The 17,269-nt window shown below is 60.1% G+C and carries 10 protein-coding genes; 6 read left to right on the plus strand and 4 right to left on the minus strand.

Annotated elements, in window-relative coordinates; translation table 11 throughout:
- Nucleotides 1-7 precede the first annotated feature (7 nt).
- Complete coding sequence (locus ACJ8HH_RS21265; protein ID WP_060452081.1) at nt 8-3,082, minus strand: AMP-binding protein; 3,075 nt, start codon at nt 3,080-3,082, stop codon at nt 8-10.
- A 1,092-nt stretch (nt 3,083-4,174) separates the two neighbouring features.
- Between ACJ8HH_RS21265 and pdxR the strand changes: the two genes are divergently transcribed.
- A complete protein-coding gene (gene pdxR / locus ACJ8HH_RS21270) occupies nt 4,175-5,668 on the plus strand; it encodes a MocR-like pyridoxine biosynthesis transcription factor PdxR (protein ID WP_060452080.1) in 1,494 nt (497 codons plus the stop codon).
- On the opposite strand, the gene ACJ8HH_RS21275 is transcribed toward pdxR, so the two are convergent.
- The gene (locus tag ACJ8HH_RS21275; protein WP_060452079.1) at nt 5,665-6,582 is read right to left on the minus strand and encodes a DMT family transporter; all 918 of its coding nucleotides are present in this window, start codon (nt 6,580-6,582) and stop codon (nt 5,665-5,667) included. The genes pdxR and ACJ8HH_RS21275 overlap by 4 nt on opposite strands.
- Nucleotides 6,583-6,865: 283 nt before the next feature.
- On the opposite strand from ACJ8HH_RS21275, the gene ACJ8HH_RS21280 reads away from it, so the two are divergent.
- The 4 genes from ACJ8HH_RS21280 (at nt 6,866) to ACJ8HH_RS21295 (ending at nt 13,734) form a co-directional block, all read left to right on the plus strand.
- Nucleotides 6,866-8,104 (plus strand): SrfA family protein, encoded by a 1,239-nt coding sequence (locus ACJ8HH_RS21280; RefSeq protein ID WP_033649373.1) that lies wholly within the window; start codon nt 6,866-6,868, stop codon nt 8,102-8,104.
- Nucleotides 8,104-11,049: a virulence factor SrfB gene (locus tag ACJ8HH_RS21285; RefSeq protein WP_033654509.1), complete on the plus strand. Its 2,946-nt coding sequence runs from the start codon at nt 8,104-8,106 to the stop codon at nt 11,047-11,049. The genes ACJ8HH_RS21280 and ACJ8HH_RS21285 overlap by 1 nt, the downstream gene beginning before the upstream one ends.
- A complete protein-coding gene (locus tag ACJ8HH_RS21290) occupies nt 11,046-13,226 on the plus strand; it encodes a virulence factor SrfC family protein (RefSeq protein ID WP_033649374.1) in 2,181 nt (726 codons plus the stop codon). The genes ACJ8HH_RS21285 and ACJ8HH_RS21290 overlap by 4 nt, the downstream gene beginning before the upstream one ends.
- A 94-nt stretch (nt 13,227-13,320) precedes the next feature.
- Nucleotides 13,321-13,734 carry a VOC family protein gene (locus tag ACJ8HH_RS21295; protein WP_033649375.1) on the plus strand — a complete coding sequence of 138 codons (414 nt, stop codon included), beginning with the start codon at nt 13,321-13,323 and terminating at the stop codon, nt 13,732-13,734.
- Nucleotides 13,735-13,811: 77 nt separating this feature from the next.
- Here ACJ8HH_RS21295 and ACJ8HH_RS21300 read toward each other — a convergent pair whose 3' ends face one another.
- Complete coding sequence (locus ACJ8HH_RS21300) at nt 13,812-15,011, minus strand: NAD(P)/FAD-dependent oxidoreductase (protein WP_033649376.1); 1,200 nt, start codon at nt 15,009-15,011, stop codon at nt 13,812-13,814.
- Between the two features lie 300 nt (nt 15,012-15,311).
- On the opposite strand from ACJ8HH_RS21300, the gene pitA reads away from it, so the two are divergent.
- Nucleotides 15,312-16,814 (plus strand): inorganic phosphate transporter PitA, encoded by a 1,503-nt coding sequence (gene pitA / locus ACJ8HH_RS21305; protein WP_033636373.1) that lies wholly within the window; start codon nt 15,312-15,314, stop codon nt 16,812-16,814.
- A 73-nt stretch (nt 16,815-16,887) separates the two neighbouring features.
- Here the strand turns inward: pitA and uspB are convergent, their stop codons facing one another.
- Nucleotides 16,888-17,223 carry a universal stress protein UspB gene (gene uspB, locus ACJ8HH_RS21310; protein ID WP_016930435.1) on the minus strand — a complete coding sequence of 112 codons (336 nt, stop codon included), beginning with the start codon at nt 17,221-17,223 and terminating at the stop codon, nt 16,888-16,890.
- Between the last annotated feature and the right edge of the window lie 46 nt (nt 17,224-17,269).

Below are 17,269 nucleotides of genomic sequence, written 5' to 3' on the forward strand. Positions count from 1 at the left end.
GGATGCATCAAAGAGTCATTCTTTCAATTATCCCGATATATTCTTTTGACAGCCGTATCACTTCATCTTTTTTTAGCGCTGCCATATGATAGTTAAAGCAAACATTTAGACATTCTCCTTCATGAATAGACAATGTCATATCGACTTTTGCGAAGTCGCTTTCTACCGCTTTGACGTCAATATCAACTCCACCACAATTGACCGGTGATGGCATCGCACTTAAATAGTTAAAACAGACCGGCGCATACAAGAGATCCATCCAGCCATGCGCGCGAATGTCACTATTCAAAATATCATAAGGTATCGTTTGATTTTCCAATAACCCATACACTCTTTTTCGACAACGATCTAAAAGCGATCCGATATCATCTTCAGGACTGTACTTATCGTAATAAGTCACTCTATTTACGAAACAACCCAACAGCGAGGTTTCTTCATAAAGCATGCGATTGGAGACAGGGATGCCAATTGGCACATGGCGATAACGCGTAAAAGTATTTAGCAACACATTGAATGCCGTCAGCATACAAACAAAAACTGTGGTTTGGTGGCTTCTCGCAAAGGCCATGAGCGATTGCGTCAACGCTTTCGAGATCGTAAACCACACATTTTTTCCCTCCAACGTATCTCGGGGGGAGAACAGGGAAGCATCTGCGCCGGTATGTACGTAATGAGCAAAAGTTTCCAGCCAAAATTCTCTTTCCTGCGGGTAGCGCGTCGGCTGGATGCACTGCTGTTGCCAGCAACGATAGTGCTGATACCCCTTGCCTTGGCCTAGCTCAAAGCCACGATCGCCCGCGCGGTAGGCCTGAAAATAAGCAATGAATTGCTTGAAGAATAAACCGATAGAGTCATGGTCAAAAACGGTGTGGTGGACCTGTAGCAAGAGAATGTGCCAGCTCGCCGGTAGGGACATGAACCGGATATGAATGAGCGGCATGAGTTCAAGATCCATCTCGGGTACGCCGGCGGCGGCCAACAGCCCTTCGTCGCTCAGCTCATCGAAAGTGCAGATCTCCGCCGCGCACTCCTGGCGCACGATCTTCAAATCCGACGCGGGATAGTCTCCCTCACTGCAACTAACGTTGTTTAGATTAAAGCGACTGCGCAATACTGGATTATTCTTCAAGATCTGCTGAATACTCCACTCCATGGCGGAAATATCCAGCGGCCCACCGAAGGCCAACCTAAACGCAATCTGATAAGCGCCAGGCGCCGGGCTGATTTGATCTAAAGTTAAAAAATAGCGCTGTTCACTAGAGATAGACGGGAGCCTAAAATCATTTTCAAGCACAACCGGGTCAGTATCATTGACATAGTAAGGCACGATAAACGATAGCAGATGAGGCGTTGCATTATCGAAAAACAAGGTGTAATCAATATCGCTAAATAATCGGCGCTTAATTAATTGCCTTATCTGAATCACCTGCAACGAACCGCCACCCAGATCAAAGAAATTATCATCTGCGCCTAAGTCACAGAAACCTAATGCCTCCTGGAATATATCAATGAGTTCTTGTTCCAATTCGTTGGCGGCGGGACGAAAAGCATAACTCAGCGCAGGGCGTGATGGAACGGGTTGGGGCAATCGCTGGAGGTCCAGTTTTCCGTTAGGAAGTTTTGGCATGGTTTCGACAAAAATAAAGTGCGAAGGAATCATGGCTGCCGGTAACGTCAAACGCAAAAAATTCCTGATTTCGTTTGCCGAAATAGTCCCCTCAGATTCCGGAACCAGGTAAGCGATCAATCGTATGCCCCCCGTGCTTTCCTCTGTCTTCCGCACCAAGGCGTGTCTAATTCTGTGATCTTCACGTAAGGCGATTTCAATCTCTTCCGGATCGATTCGCACTCCATTTATCTTGATCTGGCGGTCGATGCGACCCAGATAGACAATCTCGCCATGCGAATTGAATTTTCCCAAATCACCGGTTCGATGGCCACGATAGCACGCATGATCGATTTCCTGCGTAAAGAAACGTTGGTGAGTTAATGTATCGCGATTGAGGTAACCGCGCGCCACGCCTTTCCCAACAATACAGATTTCCCCACACCGATCGCCGCTGACAGGTGAACAGTCATCATCAACAATCAGTATTTTACTGCCTCGCAATGCCTTACCCAGAGTGACCGCCTTCCCTTTTTCCAAACGAGCGAAAGAGCCGTTTGCCGTCGTTTCCGTAGGGCCGTATAGGTTATACACCGTTGCGTCTGGACATTGCGCAAAGGTTCGCTCTTTTAGATCAAAGGGAACCGGCTCACCGGAAAGAAATACGGTTGTTGGTAAACGCGACGCGCCGTCTGCTTGACGATCGTAGCGCAGCAACGCATCCCATACCGTCGGCACACAATAAAGCGCTCCTGAAGGATGTTGTTCGTACCAAGTCAGCAATTTTTCAGGCTCATGCAAAATATTGGCAGGTAAAATATGCAACGTATCGCCACGCAGCAAAGGGGCATAAAGTTGCGTAACCGCAGCAGCAAAACTCAAGGTTGAAGTCAGCGGTAATACTGCCTGAGTTTCAGGCCAAAGTGCTTGGTTGAACCAATCCAGGTAATAACTCAAATTCCCGTGCTCAATGACAACCCCTTTTGGTAACCCGGTAGAGCCTGAGGTATACAGCACATAAGCGATATCCGTTTTCTGTACCACGGGCAGGCTTATCGTAGCCGGCATATCTGCATAGGCGATATCCTCTAACGCCAGCGTAGAAGGGAAATTTTTTCCTATCCCCGTTTTACGCATGATGGAAACCGTGGTCAGCAACAAAAAGGCTGCAGCGTCATCGAGAATTTTTAATACTCTCTCGTTAGGCAAAAAATCTGATAAGGGAATATAGGTGTAGCCCGCTTTGAGAATTGCCAACAGCACCACAGGCATCATTAGACCTGGCTCCAGATAGACAGCAATTCTTCCTCGTGGATGCATCGGATATTTTGATAATAAATAGCGCGCTAGTAGATTGGACTGGTATTCAAGCTGGGCATAACTCAACGTTTGCTCGCCAAAAACGACTGCACGCTTAGCCGGTCGTTGGGTTGACCACGTCGAAATGGGTTCAAAAATAGGCTTTCTGTCATTCATAACAGCTCCTTCCATATTTTCCGCCTAAACTCAACAGTAAAATCCAAAGAAACTCAGGTTCAAACCTCGGTATGTTTTTTGATCAAAAAAATGCCCGAAGGTTGGCCATCAGATTCTTAATAAAGCTGGCGTTTTTTTTGCAATCAAAAGACAGTCATTACGACAACTGACATATGCAGAGGAAAGCATGATCGCGCAGTCTTGCCACGATTCATCTGAAATTTAAAATAACCTAGCCTATTTAATATCTCTAAATAGTTATAATTATGGATAATTCCTACTGAATGATTACGTCAAGTAATTAGTTAGGAATAATAATACCATGAGAATGATACTCAAAGACCAAAATGATTCAATTTGTAAAATATAAAAATTTTCGCATGCTTTATCTGATTAAAATTTAACCGATATAACCGCAATAAGTTGATTTTAAAAAAAATAAAAAAACAACTTAATCAGAAAGCATTTGTTACACATGATATTTACTTTTGATTTTTTTGGCATTTGACAGAAGATAAAGTTAAACAAACTTAAACAAATTGCGGTATGAAACTCACTTTTAGAATAGGGGTATAAATATAAAACCGTGATGCAATCGACATTTTATCAAATCGTCTAAACAATTATTTTTGTAATTATTAACATATCAATATCTGGGTATCGAGATAAAATCGTCGCATATATTCTCACTGTTAATGCATAACCATGTTACTGACGGGTGATAATTCAACGTTCCCTTTGTATTACCCCTTTCCTTGTCGCTACATGATCAATCCTGCTTCAATGCTCACTTCACAGGACGTGACAGCGTTTGCGCTCAAAACCACCCCACGGATGGCCATGCCCTTATGGCCGCTAATGCTTACTTATTCCCGCAGGAGATTCCCGTTATTTACTCCGTATATTACGAATAAATATCCAAAATCTGGCGGCAGGTTTTAAAACATTTTAGAACGTTTCATCACGCTCATTCAGGTGTAGCCAACGCTGAACTTAACAACAGCGAACAAATGATAAAAGATATCCGCTATTAACACCGAAAATGGTCTACTCTGAGCGTTAATTTTCCCTATAGATTGCGAGCCGGAATGCATGCCCAGAACAGCCAAAGCCGTTGACGTCCCCGCCCTCGGCGAGCTCGATCGTCAGGCGGGTCAACTTAGCCACCAGCTGGCGCAGGCCCTGCGCCAGGCCATCCACCGGGGCGATCTGAAAGCGGGCGATCTGCTGCCCTCGACGCGCCGGCTGTCGGCGGCGCTGAATCTGGCGCGCGGCACGGTATTGGAGGCGTTCGCTCAGCTAACGGCGGAAGGTTTTCTCGAACCGCAGCCCGGCTCCGGCACCCGGGTCGCCCACTATCAGGCGTCGCGTCGCACGCCACACGCCACGGTGCAGGCCGCTCCGTCCACAGCCGTGCCGCTTTCCGCACAGGCGCAGCATCTGGCGCGCTTTGCCGCCCAGGCGCGGGCGTTGCCGCCGGTGCCGTTCACCGTCTCGGTGCCGATCGGCGATACCGCGCCCGACGATATCTGGCGGCGGCTCGGCAACCGCATCCGGGCGCGCGGCCCCGGCGCCCCGTCAGGCTACGGCGATCCGCTGGGCGCGTTGCCGCTGCGCGAAGCCATCTGCGACTATGTGCGCCGTTCCCGCTCGGTAAACTGCACGCCGCAGCAAATCCTCATCACCTCCGGCACGCAACAAGGGCTCTATTTGGCCGCACAGATCCTGCTGGACGCCGGCGACAGCGCCTGGGTGGAAGACCCCGCCTACGCCGGCATCACCGCCATTTTCGACAGCCTGTTTCGCGATCGGCGCATGATTAGGGTGCCCGTCGCCGCCGACGGCATCGACGTCGCCGCCGGTATCCGCCTGGCCGCCGACGCCCGCGCCGCCTTTGTCACGCCGTCGCATCAATATCCGCTGGGCATGCCGATGAGCATGGCGAAAAGAAGCGCCCTGTTGGGCTGGGCCAAAGAGCGGCAGGCCTGGATCGTGGAAGACGACTACGACAGCGAGATGCGCTACGCCGGCCACCCGTTCCCTTCGCTGCAGGGGCTGGCGCCCGAGCGAACGCTCTATCTCGGCACCTTCAGCAAGGTGCTGTTCCCTTCGCTGCGGCTGGGTTACGCCATCGTGCCGCCACCGCTGGTCGACGCCTTTTGCGGCGCCAGGATCCTGATGGATCGCCATCCGCCCAGCGCGGATCAACACGTGCTGGCCGCCTTTATCGCCGAAGGGTATCTCGACCGGCATATCCGCAAAATGCGCGGCGTCTACGCCGAGAAACGCCGGGTGCTGATCGAGGCGATCAACACGCACATCCCCGCTGAGCTGGCGATAGTGCAGCCCTGCGATCAGGGCATGCACATGGTGCTGTGGCTGAGGAAAGATCTCGATGACGTGCGGGTCGCCCAATGCGCCAACGAAGCCGGATTGGCGCTGCGGGCGGTGTCGCCGATGTATGCGCCCGGCCACGGTGAGCCGGGTCTGGTGCTGGGATTGGGCGGTTACGCCGACCGCCAGGTGCAACAGGCGGTGGAACGGCTCGGCGAGGTGATCCTGGCCTGCGCCGGCAACGGCGCCTAGCGGGAAAAGCGCTTGGCGCCGAACACGCAAACCACCACGCCGGCCATCACGGCGATCATCATCGGCTGGACGGTTTCCTGCAGCAGCCAGCCCGCCAGCGCCAGGCCGAAGAACGGCTGCAGCAGCTGCAGCTGCCCGACGGCGGCGATGCCGCCCTGCGCCAGGCCGCGATACCAGAAAATAAACCCAATCCACATGCTGAACACCGAGACGTAAACCAGCGACAGCCAGGCGGCGCCGCTGACGGCAGGCCAACCGGCCGGCGCCGCCAGCCAAGTGGCCGCCAGCGTCAACGGCAACGCCGCCACCAGCGCCCAGGAGATCACCTGCCAGCCGCCGATCCGGCGCGACAGCACCGCCCCTTCGGCATAACCCAGGCCGCACAGCAGCACCGCACCGATCATCAGCGCATCCCCCTGCCAGCCGCCGCCGCTCCCCTGGCTTAGCGCGAAAGCGCCCACCAGCACGGCACCGACGCCTGAAAAAGCCCAAAAAGCGGGCTTGGGCCGTTCTCCGCCGCGCAAAACGCCAAAACCGGCGGTCGCCAGCGGCAGCAGGCCGATGTACACCAGCGAATGCGCCGAGGTGGTGTGCTGCAGCGCCAGCGCCGTCAGCAGCGGAAAACCGATGACCACGCCGAGCGCCACAAACAGCAGCGGCGGCAAATCGGCCCGCGTCGGCCGCGCCTGGCGGGTGATCAGCAGCGCACACAGCGCCAGCAAGGCGGCGATCGCCGCCCTGACCGCCGTCAGAAACAGCGGATCGAGCTCCAGCACCGCCACCCGCGTGGCGGGCAGCGAGCCGCTGAAAATAATCATGCCGAGGAAGCCGTTCATCCAGCCCTGGGGCGAATGCCCGGCGGCGGGATGCGCAGGGGGAACAACGAGAGTTTTTTCAGACTGACTGTCCGTCATGTGAACGCTCCGCACGCCTGAGGCATACCGAAATCGGCAACCCGCGAGGCGATGTCATAGTGAAAGAGAACATCGTTCCCCGGCGTCACTTGCCGGGGCCAGGTTCTATTTTTCAGATAAAGCGGTTCACGGACAGGTCCGGATAGCGAGATTTTCACTGTGCCGGTTCCGCTAACGCCAAAGAAGGGCGTTTTTCGGGCTGTCCTTGGCCGTTTGGCGGCTCTGCCTGCGGGGTATCATGGACTTTTATGCGTTTTTGCAGAACAGGACAAGGTGCGGTGCCGTGGTGAAACCCTTCTTACGCAGTGGCAGTTTGGATGATGTGCTGGCTTTAGGCGAAAACGGGCAACCGATCTACGCCTGCGCGCAGCAGCTGCGGGAAACCCTGCGTCTTCGCCGGCAGCAGCAGGCCGCCGACTGTCTGGCGATCCCCCAGCCGAACGAAAGCGGCACCCGCATCGACTGGTATGCGCCCTTCCCCGGCAAGGTCACCTCCTGGCTGGCGGCGAGCGATGCCCAGCGCGCGCAGGCGGTGCGCCACCTGGAACACTGCCTGACGATCTTCCGCAGCCTGACGGAACAGGCCCAGGCGACCGATCACCCCAGCCATCGCCTGTTCGGCGCGCTGCTGGCCAAAGCGATGCACATGCCCGACCCCAACCACGTTTACCTGGTGGACGATCGGCCGGTGCTGACCTTCTGGGGCTTTATCAAGCCGCAGGCGCAGAGCCCGGACGATCCGCTGGCCTGCCTGCGCCCGATCGAATCGGAAGTGGAAAAACCGGCACCGATCGCCGCCGCACCGCGCAAGACGGCCGTTGTCGAACCGGTAAAACCGGCCCCGGCCGCCGAGCCTGAACCGGCGCCCGCCCCGGCAGCGCCTATCGAATCCTCTGCCGCCGTTCGCCCGCGCCGGCGCTACGCTCTCTGGCTGTTGCCCGTACTGTTGCTGGGCAGTGCGGCGCTGGCCGCCTGGCTGCACCGCTCGCCGCCGCCGCAACCGGCGATGCCGGCGGAGGTCCAGCATCCGGCGCCGCCGGAAAAAACCGCCGCGCCGTTGCCCAAGCTGCGCTTACCGCTGGCGCACGCGACGCTGATGCCGCCGCCCCCGGCGCCGGTCATCCCGCCGCCGCTGGACAAACATGCGCTGGTGCTGCCGCCCGAGGCGGTGAAGGCCGGCTCCACCCGTTTCCTTAATGGCAAATGGCGCGCCACCGTGGCGCTGAAAGACCCGATTACCGGCAAGCGCCCCAGCCTGCAATATCGTCTGAACGGCGGCAAAGGCATCGCCGTCATCGCCTACGGCGACGGCGTCAGCTGCCGGGTGGCGGTCGAAGCCGGGCTGATGCAGTCCGGCAATCTGGTGATCAACAGCCGCACCAAGGCACGCTGCAGCGACGGCAGCCGCTACCAGATCCCGGAGATCGTCTGCCGCCAGGGCGACACCGGCGCGGCGGAGTGCACCGGCCGCTACGATGCGGACACCACCTATCCCATGACGTTCAAGCGCGAGAGTAAATGATGCTGGCACCCCTTACGGACTACAAACACGGCATTACGCTGATTCAGGACAGCGGCATTCAGTTTCTGGACTTTGCCCTGACGCCGCTGCTGGACGCCGAGTTTCCCGGCAAATTCGTGCGCAAGACCGCCAGCGGCCCGCTGCTGCGCCTGCAATGGGAGGCCGAGAGCGGCAAATACCAGCTGCCGGCCGTGGGCGACCAGGCCGCCGAAGTGGTGCGGCCGGAGTTCAGCTATCCGCTGCAGCAGTCGCTGCACCTGCTGGATAAGCTCTGGTTGCCGCTGCCCTGCTTGCGCCACACCCCGGCGGGCCTGTTCTTGTCGGGCCCGGACAACTGGGCGCGCCTGCAGGTGGTGCAGTTGGATGAACCGGATCAGGACGGCAACCTGCTGCGCGTGGTGCTGGCCTTCGACACCCGCGCCGCGGCGCCCGGCCAGGAGGCGCTGGCGCCGGGCGAAAGCGATCTCGGCACCGATCTCCGTTTCGCGCTGGCGCACCGCAACCACGAGCTGGGCGAGTTCCTCGATCTGACCTGGGTGGACGGCTGGCTGCGCGAGGCGTTCAGCCAGCGCGCCGCCGAGCGGGAGCAGCGTGCCGAAGTAGAGATCAACGCCGGGCTGAAAACCTTCGAGTATCAGGCGCACTACCTCAATTTGTTGCACATGCTTGGCCATCAGCTGGCGGTGCCGCAGATAAAGATGGTGGCGGCGACGCTGCAGCAACCGGCGATCGACGTCGATCTGGTGCTGGACGTCGGCAACTCGCACACCTGCGGCGTGCTGGTCGAGGATCATCCGGAGGAGAGCAACGGCCTGAAGCAAACCTACGAACTGCAGCTGCGTTCGCTGTCCGAGCCGCACCGCGTCTACAACGAACTGTTCGAGAGCCGGGTGGAGTTTTCTCGGGCCGGCTTCGGCAAGCCGCATCTGTCGTTCCAGAGCGGGCGCGACGACGCCTTCCAGTGGCCGTCCATCACCCGCGTCGGCCGCGAAGCCGCACAGCTGGCGCAGCGGCGAACGGGCCATGAAGGCACTACCGGCATTTCCAGCCCGCGCCGCTACCTGTGGGACGAGGAGCGCTATGCGCCCGGCTGGCGCTTCAACGAGCAGCACGAGCCGATGGCCGCCGCCGCGCCGTTGACCACCCTGATCAACGACGAAGGCGTGCCGCTGTCCGCCCTGCCGACGGCGCAACGGCTGCCGGTGTTCGCCGCCCATTACAGCCGCAGCGCGGTGATGACGCTGATGCTGAGCGAGCTGCTGGCGCAGGCGCTGATGCAGATCAACAGCATCGCCCAGCGCAGCCGCATGCCGAACGCCGCCGCGCCGCGCCGTTTGCGCGCCATCATTCTGACGCTGCCTTCGGCGATGCCGAAACCGGAGCGCGAGATCTTCCGCCGCCGCATGCAGGAGGCGATCGGGCTGGTGTGGAAGGCCCTCGACTGGCACCCGCAGGATGCGCCGTTCGACGGCGCGCACGCCCGCTTCCCGGCGCCGCAGGTGCAGATGGAGTGGGACGAGGCCACCTGCGGCCAGATGGTCTATCTGTACAATGAAACCCAGGTGAACTTCGCCGGCCGCACCGACGCCTTTTTCGCCGCCATGGCCCGGCCCGACCGGCCGCTGGCGCCGGATGAGCAGGCGGGCAAAACGCTGCGCATCGCCTCCATCGACATCGGCGGCGGCACCACCGATCTGGCGATCACGCACTATTCGCTCGACGACGGCGTGGGCAACAACATCAAAATCAACCCGCGCCTGCTGTTCCGCGAGGGCTTTAAAGTCGCCGGCGACGATATCCTGCTGGACGCCATCCAGCAGTTTATCCTGCCCGCCGTGCAGCAGGCGTTCGAAGCCGCCGGCGTAAGCGCCGCCCCGGCGTTGATGGACAGGCTGTTCGGCAACGAAGGGCGTATGGACGGGCTTTCCACCCTGCGCCAGCAGGCCGCGCTGCAGATTTTCATGCCCGCCGGGCGCGCGCTGCTCGGCGCCTATGAAGAATACGACCCGCTGGACAGCCGGGCGGAAATCGCCGCCAGCCTGGGCGATTTGCTGCCGCAGCCGCCGACGCCGCAGGTGCTGGCGTTTATCAACGGCGAGGTGCAGCGCGAAGCCGACAGCGACGCCTTCGAGATTCTGCACACCCCGCTGGTGATCCGCCTGGCCGATCTGCACGCCGCCTTCTTGTCCGATCGCATCGGCATCGGTCGCTGCCTACGCCTGCTGGCCGAGGTGGTGGCGCTGTATACCTGCGACGTGCTGCTGTTGACCGGCCGCCCGGCGCGTTTCCCCGGCGTGCAGGCGCTGCTGCGCCACCTGCAGCCGCTGCCTGCCAGCCGCATTCTGCCGCTCGAGGGCTACCACACCCGCAGCTGGTACCCGTTCAACAAACGCGGCCGCATCGACAACCCGAAATCCACCGCCGCGGTGGGCGCCATGTTGTGCCTGTTAGCGATCGACCTGCGGCTGGAGAGCTTTTACTTCAACGTCGGCGATTTCCAGCCTTACTCCACCATTCGCCACCTGGGCATGCTGGACGGCAACAACATGCTGGCGGACGATAACGTCTATTACCGCGACATCGATCTGGATCGCGCCGACTTCGCGCTCGACCCCGCCGGCAGCTTCCAGCTGCGCGGCCCGCTGCGCCTGGGCTTCCGCCAACTGGACAACGAACGCTGGCCGGCCTCGCCGCTCTATACGCTGACCATCAATGACGCCCAGCTGGCGCGCAAACTGGCCGGCGACGCGGTGATCACCCTGCGGCTGGCCATTACCGCCAGCGCCGAACAGGGCGCGGAAAGCGTCAGGATCGCGCAGGCGTTGCTGGCCGACGGCAGCCCCGTCCCGGCGCACCATCTGCAACTGAAACTCAATACCCTGGCTGCCAGCGCCTCCGGCGCGACCCACTACTGGATAGACAGCGGGAGCATTTACCCACGATGAAAGCTATCACTACCGCCCAATCGGCCCCGAACCACGCACTCAGCGCCGGCATTCTGCAGGCGATCGCCTGGGTGAGCGCCGCGCGCCGGCAGTCCGCCCGTTTGGAACGGGAAGCCGATCGCCTGACGCTGCGCCTGCGCCGTTGCCATAACCGCGCACTGCAATTGGCGAAGGCGCAACCTGAGCAGGTCGCTATCGGCCTGTACGGCCACAACGCCGCCGCCAAGGCCCACCTACTGGCGGCGCTGGCCCCCGGCGCAGAAAGGCTGCACGGCGACGCCGCGCTGGCGGTGCGTTACTGCGCCACCGCGCCGACGCCGTCCACCGAGTATCCTCTCGCCCTCACGCTGCTCGATGAAGCGCAGTGGCTGGCCATCACGCTCGATGCCGCCGCGATGGGCGGCTTCCGGCTGGACTGGGACGCCCGCGCGATCGCCGGCCATCTGCAAGCGTTGGCGCGTCACCGCCAAGCCGTCGCCCTCGACGGCCTCAGCGACAGCGATGTGCTGGCGCTGTGGGATAGCCAACGCCGCCACGGCGACAAGGGGCAACAGACGCTGGACAGGCATTTCTGGCCGCAGGCCGTGGCGCTGGCGCCGCAGCTGAGCATCGACGATCGCGCGCGCCTGTTTGCGCCGCTGTGGGGAGAGGAAACGACGCTGACAGCGCATTATCGCCAGCTGGCGCACACGCTGCATGCCCTCGGTGGCAGCCGACAGGTTCATGCTCCGCACCGCGCCTTACCGCTGCTGACCGCGAGCGCCGCAGCGGAAAACGCCGCGATCGTCGTGATGGCCGAACACGGCGGTGAACGGAAGATCGCGTTGAGCGATCTGACCTGGCTGACCGCCGAAGTCACCACCGTTCTGCCGCAGACGGCGCAGGCGGGCCTGCCCGCCGACGTGGCGCTGGTCGACCTGCCCGGCAGCCGCGCCTGCCCGCAGGCGGAACCGACGCAGCGGCTGCAACAGGCGAAACGCGCCCATTTGCTGACCCGCTGCGCAGACGGCCTGCACGCCAACCTGCTGCTGGTGGCCGATGCCGCCGCCACGCCGCAGGACGCCGCCCGCGTCGGCCAGGCGCTCGCCAACTGGGTCAACCAGACTCAGGGAGAAACCCCGGCGCTGCGCCAGCGCCGCAAACCCGGCCTGATCTGGGCGATCACGCCGTTCGATCAACGCGGGGAAGGCAAAGCGCGCCCCGACGACGCCGTACAGCGCCAGGTCGGCGAGCCCGGCGACAGCTGGGCCACGCTGCTGGCGCTGGATGAACAGGATTGCCGCCGCATGGTAAGTTACCTGGCCACCCAGGCGCGCCCGGCCCAGAAGCAAGCGCGCCTGCTCGAACAGCGCGAAGAGTTGCAGCGTGAGCTGACGGAAAGCCTGCTCGGCAACTGGCTCACCGCCGCCGCTCCGCACGCGGCGCAGCAACGCGGCCAACAGCTGCTGCGCGCGCTGCAGGCGCAGGCCGGCCGCCACGGCGAACTGCTGGAACGGCTGTTGCCGCAGCGCGATACGTTGCGCCAGCTTTATCAGCAACAGCAGCACGCCGCGCCGGCCCCGACGACGACGCCTGTACCGTTCGGGCTCGACATCGATCTGTTCGGCGCGCCGGAAACCCCGGCATCCGGCGAGCCCTCCGCGTCGCCCTTTGCCGCGCGGGTATTCGCGGATTGGATCAACCATCTGCGCAGCCTGCCGGACAGCCGCCGGTTGCTGGAGCTGCTCGGCGTCGAAAAGCCGCATCTGGAACTGCTGGTCGATGCGCTGATCGGCGCCGCCTGTCGCCTGCGGCTCGATGATGAGCTGGAACGCGCGCTGTGCGCCGGGGGCCTGCCGGAACAGAGTGAAGATCGGCAAATCAGCCAGGCGCTGGCGATACTGGGCGACTTCGTCGCCTGGCTCGGCTTCCAGCGGCGCGATGCGGCAACGCGCCCCGAGAGCCGCGTCAACCCCGGCCAGCCGATCTTTACCCCGCCGCCGCAGCCGGCGGTGGACTGGAGCAGCCAGCAGCGGTTAACCCGGCTGGCGCCGACGCCGACCAAAAACACCGCGTTTTATATCTATGACTGGCTGATCGGCCTGCAAACCCTGCTGGCGGAGAATGCGGCGACGGAAAGCGCGCTCGGCGAGGCGCAGCGCGCGGCGTTGGAAGAGATCGTGGCGACTCTGCGATAAGCGGCGGCTCTGGCAGCAATAGGGGGCGAAAACAGGATAAATCGGGCGTTGCCGATTATGCTGATGAGTAACGCAGCGATTCTGGGAGAAAATCATGCCCCCTTTCAGCCTGAAGACTATCGATCATGTGGTTCTGCGCGTGCGCGATGCGGAAAAAAGCCTGCGGTTCTATACCCAGACGCTGGGTTGCGACATCGCCAAACGGCGGCCCGATTTGGGGCTGGTGCACCTGCGCGCCGGAACGGCCATGATTGATCTGGTCGACGTGAACGGCCAGCTTGGAAAAAAAGGCGGCGACGCGCCCGATCCTCACCGGCAAAATGTCGATCACCTCTGCCTGCGCATCGATCCTTTCAACGAAGACGAACTGCTGGCCTATCTGCGATCGCAGGGGATCGCCGTCGAGCCCGCTGAATCGCGCTACGGCGCGGAAGGCGACGGGCCATCGGTTTACTTTAGCGATCCGGACGGCAATCGCATAGAGCTTAAGGGGCCGGCGGCCGATTAAATCACGGTGTGTTCCGGATGTCGGATAATCATAAAATAGCCTTCTAAATCGGCCTAGCCCCTTCACGCTGCTGAACGTTAACGCCCCTGCGCCGCCAACGCCTGGGCGCAGGCCCAGGCCGAGCTCCACGCCCACTGGAAGTTGTAGCCGCCCAACCACCCGGTCACGTCCACCACTTCGCCGATAAAATAGAGCCCCGGCGCCTTGTGGGCTTCCATCGTCTTGGAGGAAAGTTCGTTGGTGTCGACGCCGCCGAGCGTCACTTCCGCCGTGCGGTAGCCTTCGGTGCCGTTCGGCTGCACGCGCCAGTTCTGCAACAGCTCCACCAGCGCCGCCTGCTGCGGCGCATTCAGCTGCTTCAGCGTGGCCTCCGGCAGTTGTCCCAGGGTTTGCAAGCACTCCACCAACCGCTTCGGCAATTGCAGCGCCAGGGTGTTTTTCAGGCTTTGGTTCGGGTGCTGGCGGCGTTGATCATCCAGGAAGGCCGCCAAATCCAGCTCAGGAAGTAAGTTAACGCTCACATACTCACCCGGTTGCCAGTAGCTGGACAGCTGCAGCACCGCCGGGCCGGACAGGCCGCGATGGGTAAACAGGATGCTTTCACGGAAGCTGACGCCGTTCTCGGCGGTGATCACCGCCGGCACCGAGACGCCGGACAGCGTCTGCACATGCTCCAGCAGCGGCTTATGCAGGGTAAAAGGCACCAGCCCGGCGCGCGTCGGCAGCACCCTGAGGCCGAACTGCTCCGCCAGCTTGTAACCGAACGGCGAAGCGCCCAGCCCCGGCATGGACAAACCGCCGCTGGCCACCACAAGTGAGCGAGCACTCACTTTTTCACCATTCAGCGCCAGCACGTAACCATGTTCGGTTTTCTCCACGCCCAGCACTTCGCTGCGCAGGCGCACCGTCACCTGGCCCAGCTCGCACTCTTTGACCAGCAGATCCACCACCTGCTGCGCCGAGTCGTCGCAGAACAGCTGCCCCAGCGTTTTTTCATGGTAGGCGATGCCGTAGCGGTTGATCAGATCGATGAAGTCCCACTGGGTGTAGCGCGCCAGCGCCGACTTGCAAAAGTGCGGGTTGTTCGACAGGTAGGCCGCCGGTTCGGCGTACATGTTGGTAAAGTTGCAGCGCCCGCCGCCGGACATCAGGATCTTGCGGCCCGGTTTTTTGCCGTTGTCGAGCAGCAACACGCGGCAACCGAGTTGCCCCGCCTGCGCGGCGCAAAACATGCCGGCGGCGCCCGCCCCAATCACTACGACATCAAACTGTTCCACCTGAGCCTCTCTTATCAAAACCACAATCGCGACAAAAGGGCGCCATATTACGCTGTTTCGCCGCCGGTCACCGCCAAATTCACGGCTGCAGATTGTAAAGCCCCGGCGCCGCCAACGCCATAGTAAGAAAATATTACAGAGGTCAGAGGAGAATAACGCATTGATATTCCATATTTTTGTTATAGGCGCGTCATCGTTTCGTCATGTCCAAATCAAAAAAACGTCATATTTTCCTTTTCCCCGGCCCCGGTTGTCACTGATAATGCGCGGCGTTCATGTCCACAAACTGGCGTAACGCTTATGCTGCATTTGTTCGCTGGCCTGGATTTCCATACCGGCCTGATGTTAATTCTCGCATTGTTGTTCGTGTTGTTTTATGAAGCCATCAACGGTTTTCATGATACGGCCAATGCGGTCGCTACAGTTATTTATACCCGCGCCATGCGCTCGCAACTTGCGGTCGTGATGGCAGGTTTGTTCAACTTTCTTGGCGTAATGCTCGGCGGTTTGAGTGTTGCTTACGCCATCGTCCACTTGCTGCCTACCGATCTGTTGTTGAACGTCAGTTCAGCACACGGATTAGCCATGGTCTTCTCCATGCTGTTGGCGGCAATCATCTGGAACCTCGGCACCTGGTATTTCGGTCTGCCGGCCTCCAGTTCCCATACGCTGATAGGCGCAATCATCGGTGTCGGTTTAACCAACGCCCTGATGACCCACACTTCGGTGGTGGATGCGCTTAACGTCCCGAAAATGATTGGCATTTTCCTTTCTCTGCTGTTCTCGCCGCTGGTCGGCATGATGGTGGCGGGAGTGATGGTGTTCGCCTTGCGCCGCTATTGGAGTGGCACCAAGAAACGCCAGCGTATCCACATGACCCCTGCGGAACGTGAAAAGGTCGACGGCAAACGCAAGCCGCCGTTCTGGACCCGTATCGCGCTGATCCTGTCGGCGATTGGCGTCAGCTTCTCGCACGGCGCCAACGACGGGCAGAAAGGCATCGGCCTTATCATGCTGGTGCTGATCGGCGTTGCGCCGGCCGGCTTCGTGGTCAATATGAATGCAACCGGTTATGACATCACCCGTACGCGTGACGCCGTGACCCACCTGCAGCAATATTACCAGCAGCACGGCGACGCGCTATCGCATGCGGTGTCGTTGACGCCGCTGGTGCCAAGCCCGGATGACGAAGCTGCGCCGAACAAGCCGGCCGAGTTCCACTGCGACAGTTCGCGCGCCATGCCGGCGATCGAGCTGGCTCAGGGCATGCTGACCAACCTGCAAAGCTACGATCAGCTGACGGTTGAGCAGCGCAGCCACCTGCGCCGCCTGCTGATGTGCGTGACCGACACGGCGGATAAAGTCGCCAAGCTGCCGGAAACCTCATCCGCCGACCAGCGCTTCCTGAAGAACCTGCGTCAGGATCTGCTGCAGACCGTCGAGTACGCGCCGATGTGGATCATCGTCGCCGTCGCGCTGGCACTGTCGCTCGGCACCATGGTGGGCTGGAAACGCGTGGCCACCACCATCGGCGAGAAGATCGGCAAGAAAGGCATGACCTACGCCCAGGGCGTATCGGCCCAGATGACCGCGGCGCTGTCTATCGGCGTGGCGAGTTATACCGGCATGCCGGTCTCCACCACCCACGTCCTCTCTTCGGCGGTTGCCGGGACGATGATCGTGGACGGCGGCGGCGTGCAGAGCAAAACCGTGAAGAACATCCTGTTGGCCTGGGTACTGACCCTGCCAATCTCGATTCTGCTTTCCGGTGCGCTGTATTGGGTTGCGTTGAAGCTGATCTAAGCGATAAGCATCATGAGGAAGGCGGCCGCAGGGCCGCCTTTTTTTTGCCTGCATCAAGGGAAACAGGAAGGCATTAATACCAGATCATCAGCGCTATCAGGCTGATGACCACCAGGCCGCACAGGGCCGAGGTCAGCATGAACTGCCCGCGCACCCGTTCGCAGCGGCGAATAAACTCCGGATCGTGGTGCTCGACATAGCGTTGCGCAAAGATATAGCGCACCAGCCTCAGCTGCTTGCTGGGTTGCCCGTGGGCGGTGAAGAAACCGCCGCCATCGACGTATTGGTACAGCAGCGGATCGCAGCCGCGCAATACCACCAGCAATGCGCGCAGAGAAGAGTAATACCGCACCATGTTTACCACACACACCACACATAAGGCCCAAAACAGCGCGACGGTACTGATCATGATTACCCCCTCAAGGCGTTGTTATCCGCGGCCATCCGCCGGGTCC

Origin of the sequence: Serratia sp. CY32780, from assembly GCF_052169135.1 — a bacterium.
GTDB classification, from domain to species: Bacteria; Pseudomonadota; Gammaproteobacteria; order Enterobacterales; family Enterobacteriaceae; genus Serratia; species Serratia sarumanii.